This window comes from Peptostreptococcus russellii, from assembly GCF_003012055.1.
In the GTDB taxonomy this organism is placed as follows: Bacteria; Bacillota; Clostridia; order Peptostreptococcales; family Peptostreptococcaceae; genus Peptostreptococcus; species Peptostreptococcus russellii.
The window spans coordinates 530,531-551,399 of sequence record NZ_JYGE01000003.1; the positions used below are offsets into that span (position 1 = coordinate 530,531).

At 29.0% G+C, this 20,869-nt stretch carries 20 protein-coding genes; 17 read left to right on the forward strand and 3 right to left on the reverse strand.

Going from position 1 to position 20,869, the window contains the following annotated elements; all coding sequences use genetic code 11:
• The first annotated feature begins 130 nt into the window (after positions 1-130).
• From UF10_RS04280 to UF10_RS04305, 6 genes are all read left to right on the forward strand, one after another.
• Entirely contained in the window at positions 131-1,744 is a 1,614-nt protein-coding gene (locus tag UF10_RS04280; protein ID WP_242969040.1) for a potassium/proton antiporter, read from the forward strand.
• A 131-nt stretch (positions 1,745-1,875) separates the two neighbouring features.
• Complete coding sequence (locus UF10_RS04285; RefSeq protein ID WP_106776577.1) at positions 1,876-3,237, forward strand: GTP pyrophosphokinase; 1,362 nt, start codon at positions 1,876-1,878, stop codon at positions 3,235-3,237.
• A 15-nt stretch (positions 3,238-3,252) separates the two neighbouring features.
• Positions 3,253-4,128: a radical SAM protein gene (locus UF10_RS04290; RefSeq protein WP_106776578.1), complete on the forward strand. Its 876-nt coding sequence runs from the start codon at positions 3,253-3,255 to the stop codon at positions 4,126-4,128.
• Positions 4,129-4,279: 151 nt separating this feature from the next.
• Complete coding sequence (locus UF10_RS04295) at positions 4,280-5,908, forward strand: Na/Pi cotransporter family protein (RefSeq protein WP_106776579.1); 1,629 nt, start codon at positions 4,280-4,282, stop codon at positions 5,906-5,908.
• 238 nt (positions 5,909-6,146) lie between these two features.
• Positions 6,147-7,175: an adenosine deaminase gene (add, locus tag UF10_RS04300; RefSeq protein WP_106776580.1), complete on the forward strand. Its 1,029-nt coding sequence runs from the start codon at positions 6,147-6,149 to the stop codon at positions 7,173-7,175.
• 118 nt (positions 7,176-7,293) lie between these two features.
• Positions 7,294-8,127 carry an Mrp/NBP35 family ATP-binding protein gene (locus UF10_RS04305; RefSeq protein WP_106776581.1) on the forward strand — a complete coding sequence of 278 codons (834 nt, stop codon included), beginning with the start codon at positions 7,294-7,296 and terminating at the stop codon, positions 8,125-8,127.
• A gap of 150 nt (positions 8,128-8,277) precedes the next feature.
• Here the strand turns inward: UF10_RS04305 and UF10_RS04310 are convergent, their stop codons facing one another.
• Positions 8,278-8,544 carry a hypothetical protein gene (locus tag UF10_RS04310; RefSeq protein WP_106776582.1) on the reverse strand — a complete coding sequence of 89 codons (267 nt, stop codon included), beginning with the start codon at positions 8,542-8,544 and terminating at the stop codon, positions 8,278-8,280.
• A 186-nt stretch (positions 8,545-8,730) separates the two neighbouring features.
• On the opposite strand from UF10_RS04310, the gene UF10_RS04315 reads away from it, so the two are divergent.
• From UF10_RS04315 to UF10_RS04350, 8 genes are all read left to right on the forward strand, one after another.
• On the forward strand, positions 8,731-9,333 hold the full coding sequence (locus UF10_RS04315) for an NUDIX hydrolase (RefSeq protein ID WP_106776583.1): 603 nt from the start codon (positions 8,731-8,733) through the stop codon (positions 9,331-9,333).
• The gene (locus UF10_RS04320; protein ID WP_242969041.1) at positions 9,300-9,623 is read left to right on the forward strand and encodes a GIY-YIG nuclease family protein; all 324 of its coding nucleotides are present in this window, start codon (positions 9,300-9,302) and stop codon (positions 9,621-9,623) included. The genes UF10_RS04315 and UF10_RS04320 overlap by 34 nt, the downstream gene beginning before the upstream one ends.
• Before the next feature lie 331 nt (positions 9,624-9,954).
• A complete protein-coding gene (locus UF10_RS04325) occupies positions 9,955-10,380 on the forward strand; it encodes a GntR family transcriptional regulator (RefSeq protein WP_106776584.1) in 426 nt (141 codons plus the stop codon).
• 28 nt (positions 10,381-10,408) lie between these two features.
• The gene (locus UF10_RS04330) at positions 10,409-11,128 is read left to right on the forward strand and encodes an ABC transporter ATP-binding protein (protein ID WP_106776585.1); all 720 of its coding nucleotides are present in this window, start codon (positions 10,409-10,411) and stop codon (positions 11,126-11,128) included.
• Positions 11,121-11,957, forward strand: a complete 837-nt coding sequence (locus UF10_RS04335; RefSeq protein WP_106776586.1) for a hypothetical protein — start codon at positions 11,121-11,123, stop codon at positions 11,955-11,957. The genes UF10_RS04330 and UF10_RS04335 overlap by 8 nt, the downstream gene beginning before the upstream one ends.
• 9 nt (positions 11,958-11,966) lie before the next feature.
• Positions 11,967-12,848, forward strand: coding sequence for a hypothetical protein (locus UF10_RS04340; protein WP_106776587.1), 882 nt, complete (start codon positions 11,967-11,969; stop codon positions 12,846-12,848).
• A gap of 1 nt (position 12,849) precedes the next feature.
• Complete coding sequence (locus tag UF10_RS04345; RefSeq protein WP_106776588.1) at positions 12,850-14,292, forward strand: hypothetical protein; 1,443 nt, start codon at positions 12,850-12,852, stop codon at positions 14,290-14,292.
• 171 nt (positions 14,293-14,463) lie between these two features.
• Positions 14,464-15,567: a DUF3810 family protein gene (locus tag UF10_RS04350; RefSeq protein ID WP_170062447.1), complete on the forward strand. Its 1,104-nt coding sequence runs from the start codon at positions 14,464-14,466 to the stop codon at positions 15,565-15,567.
• A gap of 106 nt (positions 15,568-15,673) precedes the next feature.
• Here UF10_RS04350 and UF10_RS04355 read toward each other — a convergent pair whose 3' ends face one another.
• Both UF10_RS04355 and UF10_RS04360 read right to left on the reverse strand, forming a co-directional pair.
• Positions 15,674-16,222, reverse strand: coding sequence for a chromate transporter (locus tag UF10_RS04355; RefSeq protein WP_106776590.1), 549 nt, complete (start codon positions 16,220-16,222; stop codon positions 15,674-15,676).
• A complete protein-coding gene (locus tag UF10_RS04360; RefSeq protein WP_106776591.1) occupies positions 16,219-16,785 on the reverse strand; it encodes a chromate transporter in 567 nt (188 codons plus the stop codon). The genes UF10_RS04355 and UF10_RS04360 overlap by 4 nt, the downstream gene beginning before the upstream one ends.
• Positions 16,786-17,330: 545 nt before the next feature.
• On the opposite strand from UF10_RS04360, the gene UF10_RS04365 reads away from it, so the two are divergent.
• From UF10_RS04365 to UF10_RS04375, 3 genes are read left to right on the forward strand one after another with little or no spacing between them, the layout of a single operon-like run.
• On the forward strand, positions 17,331-19,181 hold the full coding sequence (locus UF10_RS04365) for a tetratricopeptide repeat protein (protein WP_106776592.1): 1,851 nt from the start codon (positions 17,331-17,333) through the stop codon (positions 19,179-19,181).
• 26 nt (positions 19,182-19,207) lie between these two features.
• A complete protein-coding gene (locus tag UF10_RS04370) occupies positions 19,208-20,143 on the forward strand; it encodes a magnesium transporter CorA family protein (RefSeq protein WP_106776593.1) in 936 nt (311 codons plus the stop codon).
• A 21-nt stretch (positions 20,144-20,164) separates the two neighbouring features.
• Positions 20,165-20,860, forward strand: coding sequence for a methyltransferase (locus UF10_RS04375; RefSeq protein WP_106776594.1), 696 nt, complete (start codon positions 20,165-20,167; stop codon positions 20,858-20,860).
• The last annotated feature ends 9 nt before the right edge of the window (positions 20,861-20,869 follow it).

The following is a 20,869-nucleotide window of genomic DNA, read 5'->3' on the forward strand; positions in this document are numbered from 1 at the left end:
GTCTTTAATAAAATTTTGCTATATTCTCAATATATCTCCAATTCTTTACATTTAAATATTCAAATTAATATAAAAATATGTACAAATAACAAATAATCATCTAATATATATATTAAAGGAGGAGATAATTATGAATATAAATATGTTTTTACTTTTTTCAGCTGTAGTTGTCATTATTTCAACTACCTTTCTAAGTAAAATTTCAAAAAAGATAAGGGTGCCAGCTCTATTGGCTTTCATATTTCTAGGTATGCTCTTTGGTAGTGAAGGAATCTTAAAGGTTGATTTTACTGATTTTAAGTTGGCCGAACAAGTTTGTACAGTTGCTTTAATCTTTATCATGTTTTATGGTGGATTTGGTACGAATTGGAAAATGATAAAGCCTGTGTTTGGAAAAGCCTCAATAATGGCCTCTCTTGGAACTGTATTGACAGCCTTACTTGTAGGTGCATTCTGCCACTACGCTTTAAAGATGGATATTTTCGAAGGATTCCTCTTAGGTGCAGTAATATCTTCAACAGATGCTGCTTCAGTTTTCTCAATATTAAAATCTGAAAGACTTTCCTTAAAATATAACACCGATTCACTTCTTGAAATGGAAAGTGGTGCAAATGACCCATTTTCATATCTACTCACAGTCACTGTTATTTCAATGATACAAGGTCAAACTTCTGCAGTTTCAGTAGCACAATTGCTTTTTTCACAACTTTTCTTTGGAATTGTCTTTGGTGCTTTCATTTCCTTTTTGACTGTTAAAATCTTCAAAAATTTTAGATTTGAAAATGAAGGTTTCCAATCAGCATTTATGGTTGCAATCGCCATTATTTCCTATGCATTACCTGCTGCTGTTGGAGGAAATGGTTTTTTAAGTGCTTACATAGTAGGTGTTTCTCTGGGTAATCGACTAAGAATCAACAAAAAAACTATGGTTCATATGTTTGACGGTATCACAAGTTTGATGCAGATAGTAATTTTCTTTGTATTGGGCTTATTGTCATCACCAGCATTAATTGTAAAATCATTACCAGTAGGTATACTTGTTACACTTTTTTTAACATTTATAGCCAGACCACTCGTAACAATTGGTCTGCTCAAGCCCTTTAAATCCCCCAATAATCAAATTGCGATTATCTCATGGGCTGGACTTAGAGGTGCATCTTCTATAGTTTTCGCAACTGTAGCTGCTGTCAGCTTGACCGATTTAAATATAGATGTATTTCATATAGTATTTTGTATTGTAATACTTTCTATGCTGACCCAAGGAACAACTCTTAAACTTGTATCCCAAAAGATTGACATGATCGACCCTGAAGGTAATGTATTTAAGACATTCAATGACTACAGTGAAGAAATCGATATGGACTTTGTAAGCACAATCGTCGACTCTTCTAGTAATTGGATTGGTAAAAAGATAGCTGATATAGGTATGCCACACGACATACTTATAACGCTTATACAAAGAGATGGACTCGATATGATACCAAATGGAGACACCATTGTTGAGGAAAATGATGAAATTGTACTTACAGCAGTTACCTTTAATAGTAGTATGGGTACTGATTTACAGGAGTTTTATATAGATAAAAAACATAAGTGGGCATATTTAATGCTATCTGAAATATCTGTTCCAAATGATTTTTTGGTTGTAATAATCAAAAGACGGGGACACACTATTGTACCAAATGGAGACACAATGATATTGCCAGGAGATATTGTCGTGTTGAATACTTTAAGAAATTCGTAAATATTAAATCAGATATTTTTTTAAATATCTGATTTTTATTATGCTGTTTATATTTTCAAATATAATAAATTTGTACATCATCAGCAAATTTGGTATAATACTAATGTGTTAGTATATTAATGGAGGATGTTATGAGTTTAAAGGAATTTGAATTTATAGATGCAGCAACTACTATATTGGCTGAACAAAGACCAGCCCTAGAAGTAATAGAAGATGAATTGGTAAAGTTCTTTGGATCTATACCTTTGAAAGAGAATGAATTGATGGCTGTCAGTTCTCGTATAAAATCAGAAAACAGTCTAAAAGAAAAAATAATAAGAAATAGATGTATGGTTGCTTACTCTAATCCAGCAGATCTTATATCAGATATACCAGACCTAATAGGTATAAGAATTGAATGTAAGTTCGTTAAGGAAGAAGAAGACATCTTTATGCAGATAAAGAACTATTTCAATAGAACGGATGATGGAAAATATTTCTATTCTAAAAATAATAAAAATATACGTCTTTATTTATTTGATAAACAACCCTTAAGACAGAAAAATGGCTTTGAAATTTACAAGGTAGATGGAGAGTATACTTTCTTAAATAGAAAAGTCAAGTTTGAACTCCAAATAAAGTCACTAGTAAATGTCTTTTGGAGCGAAATTGAACATAAAATAATATATAAAAATACAACTTACTTACTTGCTGATAAGTTCTTAAAAGATATGATGGTTTCTATAAAGAATAACCTTACAATGATAGATGATCAGCTACTTAGTATATATAATAACTTCAAGCCGAATAAGAGCATAAGCACAGTGGCTGGACGTAAAGAAGTCGAAAAACTTTTTGCGAAATTTTTATATGATACAATTACCTTTAAAATGGAAAAACAATTGTCTTTTGCCATTGACTTTAAACAACCTTGCGATACCATACTCAGCTACTCAATACACAAGTATGAGGACTCTGTAGATGGAATGAGCAGTTTTATGACTGAAGAATATACAAAAATATGTAATTTTATAAAGAAAAAAATTGATTTTAATGAAGCATTAGAACTAGAAAATGAAGTGGAATTTGAAGATGAGTTTTCAAATAATCTTGCTGATATTTTTATAGAAAAAATGAATACAGAAGTTCCTTGGAACTTATTTTTCAGAGTTTTATTTGAATTAGAACCAGAAAACAATGTTGAAGATTTTATGAATTTCATTAGATTTTATAAGAAATCTCTTATCTCAAAAGAAAGTATTTACCATACTGTTGATAAATTTGGAGAGTATAGCGATAGAATTATAATGGATTTATATGATTGTATATATAAAATGATATTACAAATTGGTAAGATTGATATATTTTATGACTGCAACCTTAATAAAATTAACAAACTAACATCAGAAGGTCTTGAATATGTTTGTTATGAATTTGATACATATTATGACTATATGGAGCAGAGAAGAATTATATCTAAAACAATTACTGATAGTCTTATAAAAATTTTTTAAAAGGAAGTGAAAATAATGGATGAGAGCTTATCCTATCTACGTTTGATTGTAACTGAAGAAAATAACTATTCCTTGATGTATAAAAAAACAAATGACGATACGAAGATTATCACTCAAGAGGAACAAGCTATGAAAGTTGATAATTTCAAGTCAATTATAAAATTTTTTGCTGATAGAGGCCTTAAAAAAATCCGATTTGTAGGGGGCGAACCTCTTCTTTATAATGGTTTGGAAGAGTTAATATCATATTCTAAGGAATGTGGGATCAAAGAGATTGCTATCACAACTAATGGAATAGGACTTGGAACTAGAATACTTGATTTAAAAAATCTTGGTTTAACTAGTGTCAATATATCTTTGGATTCACTAAAGGAATACAAGTACCACGCTCTTACAGAAGGGGCAAATTTAAAAGAGGTATTTATCTCTATTGATGCGTGTCAAATGGCAGGTATCAACTTAAAAATAAATTGTGTTGCTATAAAAGATTTTAATGATGATGAACTTATAGATTTTATGAAACTTACTATAAATAATTTAATGGATGTTCGATTGATAGAGCTATTACCTTATAATATTGATAAAAATGTATATGAAAGAGGCTATATGGACCTAAATGAATATATTCAAAATACAGAAGGAATATACGAGGCTGAAAAAGAAAGCCTTAGCGTTACAGAATACTTCCAGATTATGGGTGCAAAGGGAAGAGTCGGAATTATAACAACATCTAGTAGAGAATACAAAGAGGACTTAAGAAGAGTAAATATAAGCAATCGTGGCTATATGAATGTTGGTTCTCTACAGGAAAATACTTATTTTATAAAACCAATTATCAATGACAAAGAAAAACTTGAAGATTTATTCTATAAGATTACATCAAATTTATAGATTCAATTGTTAACTCAATGTTAAATTTAACATTGAGTTAACTTTTTTTGTATGTTTTCTGTACATTTCAATTAAATTCATGCTATTATATTTATTGCGGACTATTTTATTTTATTATAAGTTTGTAAAATTATTTAGATGAGGTGTAAATATGGAAAGTGCTGTTTATCTAATCGGCGGGTTAGGTATGTTCCTTTATGGAATGAATGTTATGGGCGACGGTCTTCAAAAGGCTGCAGGCGAAAAACTGAAAAATATAATAGAAATGTTAACTACAAATAAACTAATGGGTGTATTAGTTGGTACACTAGTTACAGCTATTATTCAGAGTTCAAGTGCAACCACTGTTATGACAGTTGGCTTTGTAAATGCTGGGATAATGAATTTACAGCAGGCAATAGGCATCATAATGGGTGCTAATATAGGTACAACTGTAACTGCTCAGTTAGTATCATTCAATATAGAAAAATTTGCTCCAATAACTATTGGTATAGGTATGTTCTTATGGTTTGTAACTAAAAAGAAAAATGTTAAAAATTTTAGTGAAATATTAATAGGTTTTGGTATACTATTTGTAGGTATGAGTTTTATGAAAGATGCAGCTGCTCCTATTGCAGATATGCCTAAAGTTCATTCAGCTATACTTGCGCTTAGTAAGAATCCTTTACTTGGAGTTATAGCAGGATTTATAATGACAGGTACAATACAGAGCTCAAGTGCATCCATAGGTATATTAATTGTACTTGCATCACAGGGAGTTCTTCCTATTACGGCTGCCTTACCAATCTTGTACGGTGATAATATAGGTACTTGTGTTACTTCATTACTATCTACTGTAGGAGCTGGTAGAAACGCAAAAAGAACTGCTATAATGCATCTTTGTTTCAACATTATAGGTACATTATTATTTATGTTAGTACTTAGCAGACCAATAATTGCATTTGTACAACAGTTAAACCCAACTAATATTCCAAGACAGATAGCAAATACACATACGTTATTTAATATCGTAAATGTTATAGTGTTACTTCCATTTAGTAATTACATTGTAAAACTTGCTACAAAGCTAGTCCCTATCACTCCAGAGGAAGAAGAAGATCGTATATCTACTACAAAATTCCTTGATGAGAGAATTCTTGAAACTCCATCAATTGCTCTTTCAAACACAGTTGATGAAGTAATAAGAATGGCTAGTCGTTCTACAAGGTCTCTAAATGCAGCATATGATGCAATTAAAACGGGTGATTTAGAAAAAAGAAATAAAACTTTCGAGTATGAAAAAGTTATCAATACTTTACAACTAGATATTACAAATTTCCTATTCTTATTGACTACTAAAAATCTTAGTGATCCAGAAAGAATAAAAACAGATGTAATGTTCCATATTGTAAATGATATCGAAAGAGTAGGAGACCATGCAGAAAACTTGGCTGAAATTGCAGGATTTATGCATGATAAAAATATTAAGTTTACAGCAGATGCTCAAGAGGAGCTAGATGTAATATTTAAAATTGCTTCTACCAACTTCTATGATTCAATCACTGCGATAAAGACTAATGACTATGAACTTGCAGGTGTTGTTAGAAAGCGTGAAAAAGAAATTGATGCCCTTGAGAAAAAGGCTAGAAATTCTCATATGGCTAGATTAAGAGCTGGAAATTGTTCTGTTGAAGGTGGTATCTACTTCTCAGATATAATAACAAATCTTGAAAGAATATCTGATCATTCAATCAATATTTTAGAAGAAATGAATAGAATGCAAGGACATGTTTCTTTGTAAAATAATATGAATATATAGAACTCTCTTTAATTTAGAGAGTTCTTTTTTTATACTTTTTATTTCCATGAATTTTTAAATAGCTCAGATAAACAATAAAATATATTGTATAATATAGTATTGAGAAGAGTTAAAGTATTTGATATATGATATCTAAAAAACAAAATCAAATTATAATAGTATAAGTTACTTTAAATCTATTCTGAAAGTAACAAGCATAAAAATATGAAAGGACATTATTATGACAAGAAAATTGACAAAAGAGCAGATAAGTAAGTTGGCAAAAATAGAACTACACTGCCACCTAGATGGATCTTTAAGAAAGGAAAGTATACTTGAAGAGATAGAACTTCAAAAACTAGATTTGAAATCAGTAAGCCCTGAAAATATAGACGATTTTGTCGAAGCATCAAAGAATTCCACTTCATTGATTGACTACCTAAAAGCTTTTGACCTTGCACTTAAAGTTCTTCAGACAGAGAAAAGCATAGAAAGATTTACATACGAGATATTTGAGGATGCCTTTAAAGAAAATATAGTGTATATGGAATTGAGATTTGCTCCTATTCTTCACACAAAATCTGGTCTTTCGCTAGATGAAGTTATACAAGCCGCTATAAAGGGCCTTGATAGAGCCAAGAAAGAATTTAGTATTGATGGTGGACTAATTCTTTGCTGTATGAAAAATCTTACTCAAGAAGATGCCATAGCCACTATAGAGACTGGCAAAAAGTATTTAGATAAGGGTGTGTGTGGAGTGGACTTGGCTGGAGCCGAAGATGAAGCTTTTGCATATAAGTTTATTGAAGCGATGGACTTGGCAAATAAATATGGATACAATATTACTATTCATGCTGGTGAAGCTGGATCTGCACAGAATATATTAGATTCTGTAAATCTTTTACACGCAAAAAGAATTGGCCATGGTGTTAGATTGCTAGAATCAAAAGATATTTTTAATGAAATAAAATCATCCAATATATTTTTTGAAATCTGTCCTACGAGTAATATACAAACAAAAGCAGTAGACTCTATGAAAAATCACCCTCTTATAAAATTTTTCGAGGAAGATTTATTATTCTCTATAAACACCGACAATAGAACAGTATCAGCCACTAGCCTTAGTAGAGAATATGAAATCGTTTCAAAACTAATAGATATGAATATAGACGATTACAAAAAAATGTATTATAATACAGTAGGGGCGATATTTGCCTCGGATAAAGTAAAGGAAAAACTTCTAGATATATTTGAAAAGTCACAAATATAGCTATGTGGCTTATTTGATATGGCTTATTTTAAAAAGATATAATTTTATTATATTATTTTCAAAACATATCAAAGTTATGTATGTCTAGTTGTCTTAAAAACAATTGGAGGTGTTTTATTTGAGTAATTGTGAATCTTGTCCTTCAAAGGGCAGTTGTGATACAAACGCAGAATCATGCGGAATTCAAAATAATCCTAATAACAAAATAAAAAATATTATCGGAGTAATGAGTGGTAAGGGTGGAGTAGGTAAGTCAACTATGACTACGCTTCTTGCTAAACAACTTAGTGCTAAAGGATATAAAGTTGGTATTTTAGATGCCGACATTACTGGACCAAGTATCCCTAGACTTATGAGAATGGGAGATATGAAGGCATTTTCAGATGGAACTAATATAGTTCCAGTAACTACTGCTAACGGTATAAAGGTAATATCACTTAACTTAATGTTAGAAGATGAAAATTCCCCTGTAATTTGGAGAGGACCTATGATTGGTGGAGTAGTAAAGCAGTTCTATACTGATGTTGTATGGGGTGAGTTAGACTATTTATTAATAGATATGCCTCCAGGTACAGGTGACGTAGCATTAACAGTTATGCAGTCAATACCTTTAAGTGGAGTTGTAATGGTTTCTATGCCACAAAACTTAGTATCTATGATAGTTTCTAAGGCTATTAGTATGACTCAGCAAATGAATATTCCTGTTATAGGTATAATAGAAAATATGAGTTATATCCAGTGTCCAGGCTGTTCAGAAAAAATAAGAATGTTTGATGATGCAGATATCAGCAAATTCTTAGAAAGCAATAAGGTTGACTTATTAGGTGAACTTCCTATGTCAAAGGAAATTGTAAAACTTTCTACAGAAGGCGTTGGAGAAATTAGTGGTGAATTAGATAATATAATTGAAAGTATCACAGTTAAAGTAGAAAAGTTCTGCGAAAACAGATAAGTAAAGCAAAGAAGGTGCCATTGGCACCTTCTTAATTATATATTTTTTTGTTTGATTTTAAAGATTTATATTTTTAGTATAGTGAACTGCCGCAGAAGAGGGCCCCCACTAACTAGCAGGAGCTCTCATTAATCTCATTTAAAATTTAATTTAAAGCTTTCTAATATACTTTATTGAATTCAAAGGTATATATAGAGACTCTGTCTCATTATATCTAGGATCTTCTTCATCTAGGTAAGTAATTGTAAGAGTTAGAGATACGTTATCGCTTTCGGAAATTACTCCGTATAGCTTTGAACCACTTAGATAAGAACTTACTTCCACAAAGTCTTGTATATGGTTCTTCGCAAATTTGGAGAAACTCGCTTGGTTTTTTGTTCTTGTCCTTGTATTTGTGTTTGTCTTGATTTCTAGCATATTACTCACTCCTTTATATAAAAATATGATTAACCTAATAAAAAAGATTCTAATTTTGAATTAATAATATAGTATAAAGAGCAATTAAATATTAAATTTTGATTACTTGAAGGAAAATTTTATTATCCTTCCTTATGTTAATTATATATCTTTTTTAATAATAAGTAAATAGTAAAGGAGAAAATTGTGAAAAAATTTAGAAAAATCAATAAAATAACAAAGATAGCTGAAGTTTATAATTCCAAGTTTTTAAATGTGTTTGAAATTTTTTATGAAACAAAGCTTGGGAATCAAAAAAAATGGATCGTTGCCTCTAGGAAAAATCTTAATAGCTATAAAAAAATGTTATTTAAAGAAGAATCTATAAAAATTGATGCTGTATTAATAGCAGCAATAGATGAAAGTAGAGGCTCTCTAGTGCTCATCAAGGAGTTTCGTATGCCAATCAATGATTATGTATATTCTCTCCCTGCTGGACTAATAGACGAAGGTGAAGATATTTATGTCGCCGCCAAAAGAGAGATGAAAGAGGAGACAGGTCTTGAACTATATGATATTGATGAAAACTCTTCTTGTAAAAAATCTTTTGCTTCCGTTGGAATGTCTGATGAATCCCTTGCTCTAGTATATGGTAAGGCTAGAGGTGAGGTCTCTACAGAACTACAGGAAGAGAGCGAAATTATAGAAAGCATCTATGTAGATAAAAAAATGGCAGAAGAGCTACTATCTAGTGATGTAAATATAGATATAAAAGCATGGTTAGTTTTAAAGGAATTTGTAAGACTATAGCTTACACCTATATTTTAAGATGTAAAGATGGAAGCCTTTACTGTGGATACACAACAGATATAAAAAGAAGAGAAAGTGAACATAAAAATAGTATTGGTTCAAAGTATGTTAAAGCACATAAATTTGAATGCTTAGAGATTTTTATAGAATTAGAGAGCAAAAGTTTGGCTATGAAAATGGAATCTGCCATTAAAAAACTTAGTAAATCAAAGAAAGAGGCTCTTATATTGGGTGATATTTCAATACTTGAAAATATAAATATCGAATATATTTCTTACAATAGAGTCTAAAACTTTTAAAGACAGCCTAGCAAAAATTTGCTAGGCTGTCTTTATCTATATAAATTCCAGCAAATATGTTTTGATATCTAATTATTTCACTCAACTTTCTATTCAATGTTAGATAAATTTTAAACAAAGTATAAGTGTTTTTAGGATAATATATAAAATTTTCAAAAAAAGTATTGCTTTAAATCTGTACTAGGTATATAATACAGCTATAAAGTGTACTAGACCATTAGTACACAACTTATATAAATATTTTATAGCGACTTAGTGGTATCCTTGTTTTTTTATAAGCACACTGTACCATCTCGCTAGTACACTTACAGGAGGAAAATATATGAGCAATATAGATTTTGATCTAAACAATAGTTCTCCCATATATCTTCAAATATCTAAATACTTTCAAGCAAAAGTTTTTCTAGGAGAGTTAGAACCCGGAGATATAATAGCTTCTAGAAGAGAATTGGCCAGCTCTATAAGAGTTAATCTAAACACTGTTCAGAAGGCTTATTCACATATGGAAGATATTGGTCTAATAAAAACAGAAAAAAATAAACACAGCATCATTACAGATGATTTGAAAGTATTAGATTTATTAAAAGAAGAGTATATAAAAGAACCTCTAGATATCTTTATTAAAACTATGAAGTCAATAAAAATACCTAAAGAGCAAGTGCTAAATTTGATAAGCAACTACTATGACAAGATAGATTCTAATAGCGACACTAAAGATACTGAATCTATTAAAAAAGAAAGTAATTAAATTTCAAATATAAAATGGAGGAATTATAATGATTGTTTTAAAAAATATAACTAAGAAATATAAAAAACAAGCACATTCAAGAAAAAAATATATGAACTATGCCTTGGATAATGTTTCATTAAAGATAGAAGAAGGAAAAATAACTGCTGTACTTGGTATAAACGGTGCTGGAAAATCAACTCTATTAAAAATAATTGCAGGTATAATAAAGCCAAACTCTGGTGAAGTTATTATTGATGATAAAAAAATAAATGAGTCTATATACAAAAAGCTAATCTTTGTAGCTGATTGCGAAACACACTTTCCAGGCTTTACAATAGGTGAAATGATAGATTTTTATAAAGATTTTTATGAAACTTGGAATGATGAAAAAGCTGATGAAATGTTGGAGTTTTTCAATCTTAATAAAGATGATGTGATTGATTCTCTTTCAAAGGGTAATATAGCAAAGGTAAAATTGGTATTAAGCTTTTCTCTAGATATGAAGTATATTTTACTAGATGAACCTTTTAGTGGAATAGATATTTTCAAGAGAGAAGAATTTGTAAGCATAATGGCAAGATATATGGATGAAAATCAGGCAGTTATTCTTACTACTCATGAAATATCAGAAATTGAACCAATTGTAGACCATGTATTTATATTAAATGATGGAAGGGTTGTATCAGACTTTGAAGCTGAGGAGATGCGATCTACTGAAGGAAAATCCATAGTCGATAAAATTAGAGAGGTGTCAAAAGATGAGTAATTTTTTAAAGGTGATAAAGCTTAATCTTAGGCAAAATAAAAAGGTTTTTATATCTTTAAGCAGCATATCAGCCATATTTATGATTTTATCAGTATTTATATCTAGCTTTCAATTAAAGTGGCTTTTATCTAATACTCATGAAGAAATAGACTATATGAGTCAGATATTAAGGGCATATAATGTAATAGATATGTACAAACTAGCAGCTACTTGCTTGGTTATAATATTTATTGTAATAAATCTATATAAAAGATTATACAATGATGATGGTACTATGTACAATATTTTACAACTACCTGTAAATAGAGGCTATCAAATTTTATCAATGCTGATAGAAGTTATTTTGTTTGTATTGATACAGTATATTTTGGTATTTATAGCTCCTAATGTATTTTTTATCTATGTAAATAAGCTTTTAAACTCTCCAGAGTTTATTAGATTTGCTTCACTTTTACAAGATGTTCCAAGAGCAAAAATATCTATAATGCAAAAAAGTGGAATTGGAATATTTAGCCTTAGCATAGAAAATATATTATATAGAATATTTATTACATGGCCTGCTATAACTGGATTTATAACACTTGTATTCTTTGCTATATATAAATATAAAATAAAAGTTTTACTTGCATTTATAATTGTATTTATGCTATCTATATTTGTAGTAGGGTCAGGAAATATTATTTTTGATATAATTCAATTTGCTATAGAAAACTTCTTTATCGTAATATTTGAAGTTTTTAGTATAAGCAATTTTATTCAATCAATATTAATATTACTTGTTGTGACTTTAATCAATATATATATATACAGAAAAAAACTAGATTTTTAGGAGGAAACTATGAATGATATATTTAAACTATACTACTATGAATTAGTTAAAAACAAAAGAAAGTTTATCATAATGGCTGTATTTTGCCTATTATTCTTTTTGGGTAATCTCTATATAATTAGCTATAACGGTGGAGATATTAGTATTTTAGAAAGTTCAAAAGCATTTAAACTTTTTTCTAGCAATCCAGATTTGCCGAAAGTTTTTACAGATCAGCTTAAGCTCTACGGAGAAGGACAGCTGAATTTTCAACTGATTCAAGAAAACACAAGCTTTATAGTAATAATGTTTGGAGCAGCTATTTCAATTTTAATGTCTATTGATACTGTAAGCAGAAATTATAGGAAAAAAAATAATAGTTCTTATATAGAAGCGAGTCTTCCTGTATCTATTGAAAAAATAAAAATAGCAAGAATACTTTCTTCTATAAGCCTATATATTTTCTATATTATTGTAATGACTATATCTTTAATTCTAGTCAACTTTATATGTAAATTATTAGCAGGATCTGTATATGAAGCTGGGCTGTGGGGGCTGATTATGGATTTATTAATTATACTTCCATACTCACCAAAAATCCCTCTTCTAATATGCTTTATATATGTATCTACTTGTATAATTGGTATACAGTCTCTTACAAGCATTTTTTATATTGAAAATAGTAGGGGTAAACTTTTTAATAAACTAGTATATTTTGTTTTAATGATGGCTTGTGGGTTTTTAATGATTGTTTATTTATTTTTCATAATAAGTAATCAGGAAAGTAACTTTATAATTTTCGAAAAATATAATTTACTTAACATAGGGAGTATAATATTTGTGATTTTATCAATAATTTTATTTAGACTGGACTGTAGAATCACAAAAAATAGATTGAGAGGAGGAATATAATATGTCTAAAAAATCTAAATATGGACTTTCAATCTTTTCTGCACTGATTATTATTTTAATTGCTCTTTCTCTTACATTTAAAAATGCTCAAGATAACAGCGTTAAAGTTACCAGTATTTCAGGTGACGAAAAAGAACTTGATAATATAAATCTTGTTAATTCTAACATTTCAAGCAGAATGTTTTCTGATAGAACTGAAGATAAAGATATTAAATCAAGATCTTATTTAATTTCCAGTAAAAATTCAGAGAAGCTTAATTTAAATAAAGATAAGAATAACAGTCTATATCTATCAAGTAAGACAAAAAAATATATACCGCTAGAAAATGATAGCACTGGTGTATATAGTGATTCTTATATTTCAAATGATAATGATGAACTTCTTATTAATTTCTATGATCGAGATTTTAAGGAAGCTTTATACAATTATGATGATAATCTTTTTAAATTTAAACTTAAAAAGGATAGTGACTTATACAAATATATAAAAAAAGATAGCAATACAAGTGTATACAATATAGGTCATAATAATAAAAAATATTGCATTGTAGTAGTCGATAATGAAAATGAATTTAGAGATAAACAGGAAAAGGACTTGGCAAATAAAAGCTCTACAGAAGGAAAAAAATACAAATATAATGGAAAAATTTTTGTACTTGAAATGAACTTTAAGGATAAAAACTATAAAGAAATTTCTAGTGTAGATATTTCAGATGAGTTTAATGAAATGCCATCTATCGGTTATGTATCTGCATTTGATAAGATAATAGTATCAATAGAAAGTAAATATAAAGGCAAATACTTTATATTTGACACAGAAAAAAATACAGTTGTTCCGCAAAATATTGAAAATCTTCCTAAAAGCGATGATGATAATAGACCTATAAGTGTATTATCAATTGTTGAAGGTAATTTTCCTTATTACGACAAAAAAGATAATAAACTGAATATTATTCATACTGATATAAAAAATGGAAGTATTGTTATTTTCAAGTATATACTTGAGGATAATCAACTAAAATTTTCTGAAAAAGTAGATACAAAAATACCTATGATTAATGATACTTATGCAATTTCTAAAGATAATAAAGTTATAAAAACAGACATTAATAGGCAAAATATGGACGAAGATTCTACTCAAACTCCATATATGATTTCGGTTTCATCAGATATGCCAAACTATTATTTATTACTAAACCAAAGTAAAAATGATAAGATAATATTTTTTAAAGTTGTAAGCATTGATATTTTCAAAAATATGAATCATAAATCAACTGAAAATATAAATTATGGATACCAAAATCTAGGAAGTAATCCCGCTCTAGAAATTAACATCTATGACAAAAAGGCAAATAAAGTAGTATATCAGGGATTGATCGACGGACCTGTAAGATCAAATCTTTTCGACTTTATATTATGTGATGTAGAGGATATCAATAAGTAATCTAATTATATAGTTGTTTTCATAAACATTAATATAATTAGATTTACTAAAAATCACACCTTACTTAATAGTAAGGTGTGATTTTTTAATATTATAAATAAATTTAAATTTTATTATCATTTATGCGATTGTTTATGGTATAATATAGTCTGTTAATTGGGGGTGAGATTGTTGTTTAGGTTTAGGGTCAGGACAATTATTTTATTTGTAATATCGATATTTATAGTAGCTATTTCATCAAACTATAAATCGGCCACTGAACTTATATATACTAATGTTATCAATAGATTTATTAGGGAGAAACTCAGCTTTTTATCAGGTCAGATAGCTTTTCCAATAGGCGATATTTTAACAATAGTTTTTATTGTAGTATTTGTCTATTGTATGGTTACTCTAATCAAAAAGCTCTTAAATACAGCAAATATCTTTAATTTCTTGTATAAGCTATTCTGGATGTTAGTAAATACTTTTTCAATAGTATTCTTTGTATATGTTATACTATTTGGACTTAATTACCACACACCAGAATTAAGCGATGTTTTAATTGATAAATATAATAACAAGTATGCTACTAATGTAAGAGTAGATGTAGATAATGCGAAAAGGGTAGAGGTATATAATATTTTGGTTGAAAAGATAAAGGAAACTAGAGTCTTAGCCAAAAGTAAAGATAATAGATTTACAACAGCAAATATTTTAGGTGCTTCTGAACAAGTTCAAGAAGGATTTAGAGCTATTTCTGATACATTTCCAGTCTTAGCTGGAGAATATTCAAATGCAAAGGTCTCTTTAAAAAGTCCTGTATTTTCATTTTTTGGATTAGATGCCAGACATTATATTTTAACTAATGAAATTAGTTTGAATAAAAGTATACCTAGTGAGTACCTTCCTTTTGTAATAGCAAAGTATATGTCCTATCAAAGAGGTGTTGCAAGAGAAGACGAAGCTATTTTCTATGCATATATGGCTTGCGTCAATAACTCTGATCCTAGAGTTCAGTACTCTGGATATTTGGCAGCCCTAGACCATATAGTTTCTACTCTTAGAGTGTATGACAAAATTGACTATAATAACCTTATTGTGAGTTTAGATCCAGAAATTAGAAAAGATCTAAATAAAATTGAAAGTTATAGGTCTAGATATTCATATGGTGCTAATGCAAAGGATCAATTTATGAATAAGTTCAAAAGATTAAATGGAGATATAAGAGTTGAAGATTTAAACTATCAAGTTACCAACCTTATTTCTACATATTATTCACTATTTACATATTAGCAGTAAAGTTCAATTTTATAGGAAAGAAATTTATTATTTAAATAAAAAAGACAGCTATGGATATCCATAGCTGTCTTTTTCACTCTAAAAACTATCTAATATAGATTTATATAATAAAATGTAGTAATACTCCCAAACTGGCACTTATTACTATTATTTTAATAATATCTACTCTTTTTGATAAGAATAATATACCACCAACAACAAATCCAACAAGACCAACATATTTAATACCTTCTGGAGAAAATACAGATGAAGTAAACATATCAATAGCTGCTATCATTATAAGACCTGGTATTGCAGGCTTTAAACCTTTTAATATATTATCCATAGCCTTTATTTTTCTACCTTTAAATAAGAAATATCCCAAGACTAACATTAATATGCAACTTGGAGTAACCTCTGCTGCAGTAGCTACTAATGCTCCAGGTATGCCTGCAACCTTAATACCTATAAATGTAGCTGCGTTAATAGCTATTGGACCTGGTGTTATTTGGGATAGAGATACTAAATCCGTCAACTCTGCTATAGTAAGCCAACTCATATCATTTACAACATATTTTTGTATAAGAGGCAATACTGCATATCCACCACCAAAAGCGAAAGCACCTATTTTTAAAAATGTAAGATAGAGAAGTGTAAGTTCATTTATCATTTTATTTTATCCTCCTCTACTAAAGAAAATATTATTAATCCTGTAAGACCGCTTATAATTATAATATATACCGTATTTATATTTGTAAAATAAGCAAGTAAAAAGGCACTTATCATTAATATGAAGCCGAATATTTTATGTTTTGAAAGAGCCTTCTTAGCCATCTGAAATACAGTAATAAATAAAACTGCACTAATCGCTCCACTCATACATCCAAGTGCTGATTTTACTATAGTGTTTTCTGATACACTTTCATAAGCATAAAAGAGCAAAGAAATTACTATAAGACAAGGTAGTACGGATGCTAACAAACAGACCAAGGCTCCTTTCCAGCCTCTTAGACGATAACCTGTTAATATTGACGTATTTATAGCCATTGGTCCTGGTCCTGATTGAGCAATTGCCACAATATCTAACATATCTTCATCATCAATTAGCTCTTTCTTATTTACAAATTCATCTCTTATCACAGGAACAATTGTGTAGCCACCGCCAAATGTAATCATATTTATTTTAAAAAATGTTAAAAAAAGAGACTTATAACTTTCACTAGATTCATTCATACAAACACCTCGATTTCTTTTTATATGTTTTATAAGACTATAAATAAAATTATACCATATGATTTAGCGATAGATATAAATTTATAATAAATACAGATGTTTACCGCTTTTATCATATATTTTTCTAATAATAAAATATATGATAAAATTTCTCTTTAGGATATGAAATCATAAATCCTAGCCTTTCAAGTTCTTTTACTTGATTTGACTTATAAAATTTGACTTATAAAAAATTTGTGCAAAAATCTATTCTTTTATATTCATTTAAAGTCTTTCTATATGAAATTAACTTTATTTTAGAGAGGAAAATTCCGATTATCCGACTACTTGATAAATCTTAAAAAAAGTTTTATAGTAATATGAACAGCTATTTTATATATTGACATCTTTAAAAATATATTCATATTACTATATTTTTATATTTTAAAATAGAAGGCTTCCTATCTTTTTAAGGAAATAATACATAGTAGTAAATTAAGTTTTGATATGATATAATATTATGTGTATAATTGTGTTTATTTGAGTATTAAAGGGGTGAAAATCATATGTCGCAAAATCCAAAAATGGATTATTTAAAGGGTAATTTTTATGAGAAAATTGGAAAATCTGACTTGGCAGTTGGGAAATTTGTTGAAGCTGCTGAAGCAGGATACGACAGAGCCCAGCTAATACTTGGACAGTTGTATGATAATGCAGGTGAACTAGAAAAAGCTGAAAACTGGTATAAACTAGCCTTTAATAGTGGTGTTGATTTTGCAGCTTTTAATCTTGGAAATATGTACTATAATAATGAAATATATGATACTTCCTTATATTGGTATGAAAAAGCTTCAGAAAAAGGCATACTATCTGCTAGAAATAATATGGGAGTAATATACTATATACTTGAAGACTATGAAATGGCAGAAAAAGTATTGTTAGAGGCTGCTAGTGAAGGTTTCGCAAAGTCATATTTTAATCTTGGATTATTAAATAAAGAGCTTGGCAATGATGAAATATCAGAAAAAATGTATGAAAAAGGTGTTGAATTAAATGATGAAGATGCTATATACAATATGGCAATCTTAGAAATGAATCGAAAAAATTACACTAGATCTATAGAACTATATAAAAAGCTGACTAAAAAGAAACACATAAATGCCTGTATAAATCTTGGGATTTTATATGAGATTTCTGGCAATGATGAAGAAGCTGAAAAAGCATATATTATAGCGGCTGACGAAGGTAATGAATTAGCTCAATATAGATTGGGGTATCTACTAGACAAATCAGACAAAGCTTCTGATGCAATACATTATTATGAATTAGCTATAGCACAAGGAAATAAGCTTGCTAAGTATAGACTTGCAAACTTGTACAATAAAAATAATGACACTGACAATGCAAGAGTATACTATAAAATGGCAGCAGATGATGGAATTAAAGAAGCTAAAAATAATCTTGCTGGAATTTTATTTGAAGATAAAAATTATAAAGAGGCTGGCTTTTATTTTAAACAAGCAATTGATCAAGGTTGTTATAATTCAGCAGAAAATATGGGGGACTTATGTAGAGCCCTTAAAAATTATAATCTAGCTATTGACTACTATAAAATGATGCCAGATGATATAAATTGCCAAATAAAAATCGCCAACTTATATGAAAGAAAAGGCAATATAGATAATATGATTAGTTGGTACAAAAAGGCTGCTGATAACGGAGATATTGCATCCTGTTTTAAGCTAGCTACAGTGTATGAAAAGCTTGGAAATGAAAACTCGGCTATTAGATACTATAGAGTTGCCTCAGATAGTGGACACGAGCTTTCAAAGCTTTATTTGGGAAGGCTTTTCTTTAAAAGAACTGACTATGAAGAAGCTAGACAGTACTTAGAATCTCCCGCACAAGCAGAAAATATATTTGCATTAAATACACTTGGAATATTATATGATAATTTTTTAAATGAACCCAAAAAAGCTATTGAGTATTATGAAAAAGCTATAAAAAAAGACTGTACAGAAGCCATGTATAATCTTGCCCAGTTATTATTTAGAAGTTATGAATATGATAGGGCTGAAAAATATCTAAAAATGGGTACGGAAAAAGGGAATAAAAGATGCGAATATTTCTTGGCTGCATTTTATTTCAAGAAATCTATGAATATGTTTAACTCTTTAGCAAAGCTGAACTATGAAAATTCTGCTGAGTTAATTAGAGATGTTAAAAATTTAAATTTTATAGAAGATAATCTGTTAATGTCAGATTTTAATATACATCCTTTAAAACAAGAGGGATTTAAAGAAAATATAGAACCACTTTATATCTTAGATATAAATGAAGATATAAGCGAATACTTTGTTGGTCAAGAAACGTGGATGGCAGTTGATCAAGGCGAAGTTGAAAATATAGACGTATAAGCCATTCAAGCAAAGGGGTGATGCTATTGATAAGATACTACAAGTCAATTAACCTAGAACTTGAAAAATTAGATAGTTATGAGGCTGGTTGTTGGATAAATCTTACCGAACCTACATCAAATGAACTGGAAGATATAAGCCATATGCTAAAACTTGATTTAGATGTTTTGACGGCTGCACTTGATGATGAGGAAAGCTCTAGAATAGAATCTGATGAAGATTATACTTTAATTTTAATAGACGTACCTTTTGATATGTCTGACTCAAATTCATCAATATATGTTACTGTTCCTCTTGGAATTATTTTAGCTAATGACAGTATTATAACTGTTTGTTCCAAGCAGGTAAGAATATTAAATGACTTTATAGTTGGCCATATAAAAGATTTTTATACTTTTATGCGAACTAGATTTATTCTTCAGATACTATATAGAAATGCAACTTACTACCTACTATACCTTAGAAGAATAAATAAGACTACCAACTCTATTGAAAGAGAAATTTATCAATCGATGCGTAATAAGGAACTCTTACAGCTCTTGCAGTTAGAGAAATCATTGGTTTATTTTTCAACATCTTTAACTGGAAATGAAGCTACCTTAGATAGACTTTTAAAACTAAATGTAATCAAACATTACGAGGAAGATGAAGATCTTTTGGAAGATGTTATAATAGAGAATAAACAGGCTCAACAAATGGCTAAAATATATGGAGATATATTGAGCCGTATTATGGACGCATTTAGTGCTATTATAAGTAACAATCAAAATAATGTTATGACATATCTAACTGTTGTAACAATAATAATGGCAGTACCTACTATACTTTCTGGTTTTTGGGGAATGAACGTTCCAGGAATACCATTTGATAAAAATCCAATAGGTTTTTGGATGGTAGTGGTAGTTTCTGTAGTTGTATGCACTGTTTCAACTATCTATTTAATCAGAAAGAGATTTTTATAATTTGTAATCGAGGTTTTTAATATGAAAGAATCTGTTATTGAAAAAATGCTTCATATAAACACTTCTAAAGCTGAGACTAGGTTGGACAATATTAAATACTATAGTCGCTATGAACCGACTCCTTATGAAGCCTTAGAAGTATTATTTAAACACTATACTGTAAGTGATAAGGATTATTTTGTTGACTTTGGTTCGGGCAAGGGGAGATTTTCTTTCTTCGTAAACTTCTTTTTTAACTGTGGATGTACAAGCGTAGAGATAATAGAAGAGTTTCACAAGAAGGCTCTTTTGAATTTTGAAAGTTATAATAAGAGAAATCCTAGAGCCATTGATAAATTATTCTATGTAAATGAATATGCTGAAAAATATGAGGTAAGTAAGTTTGAAAATAAATTTTATTTTTTTAATCCTTTTTCAGTAAATATTTTTATAGCTGTAGTCAACCAAATTATTAAATCTGTAGAAAATTTTTCTAGAGAAGTAGAGTTGATACTTTACTATCCATCTAATGACTATATTAATTTTTTGGAAAGAAGAACAGCATTTACACATGTAATGGATATTCCTAGCAAGGATTTTAATAAAGATGTAAGAAATAGATTTTCTATATATAGATTTGGAGAAAACATAGATAGTTTAGAAGAAGAATTCTCTATAAACCTGAATATAAAGTCAGTATTATATCAAGAAACAATTTTGTGTAAAAAAGATAAATAACAATAAAAA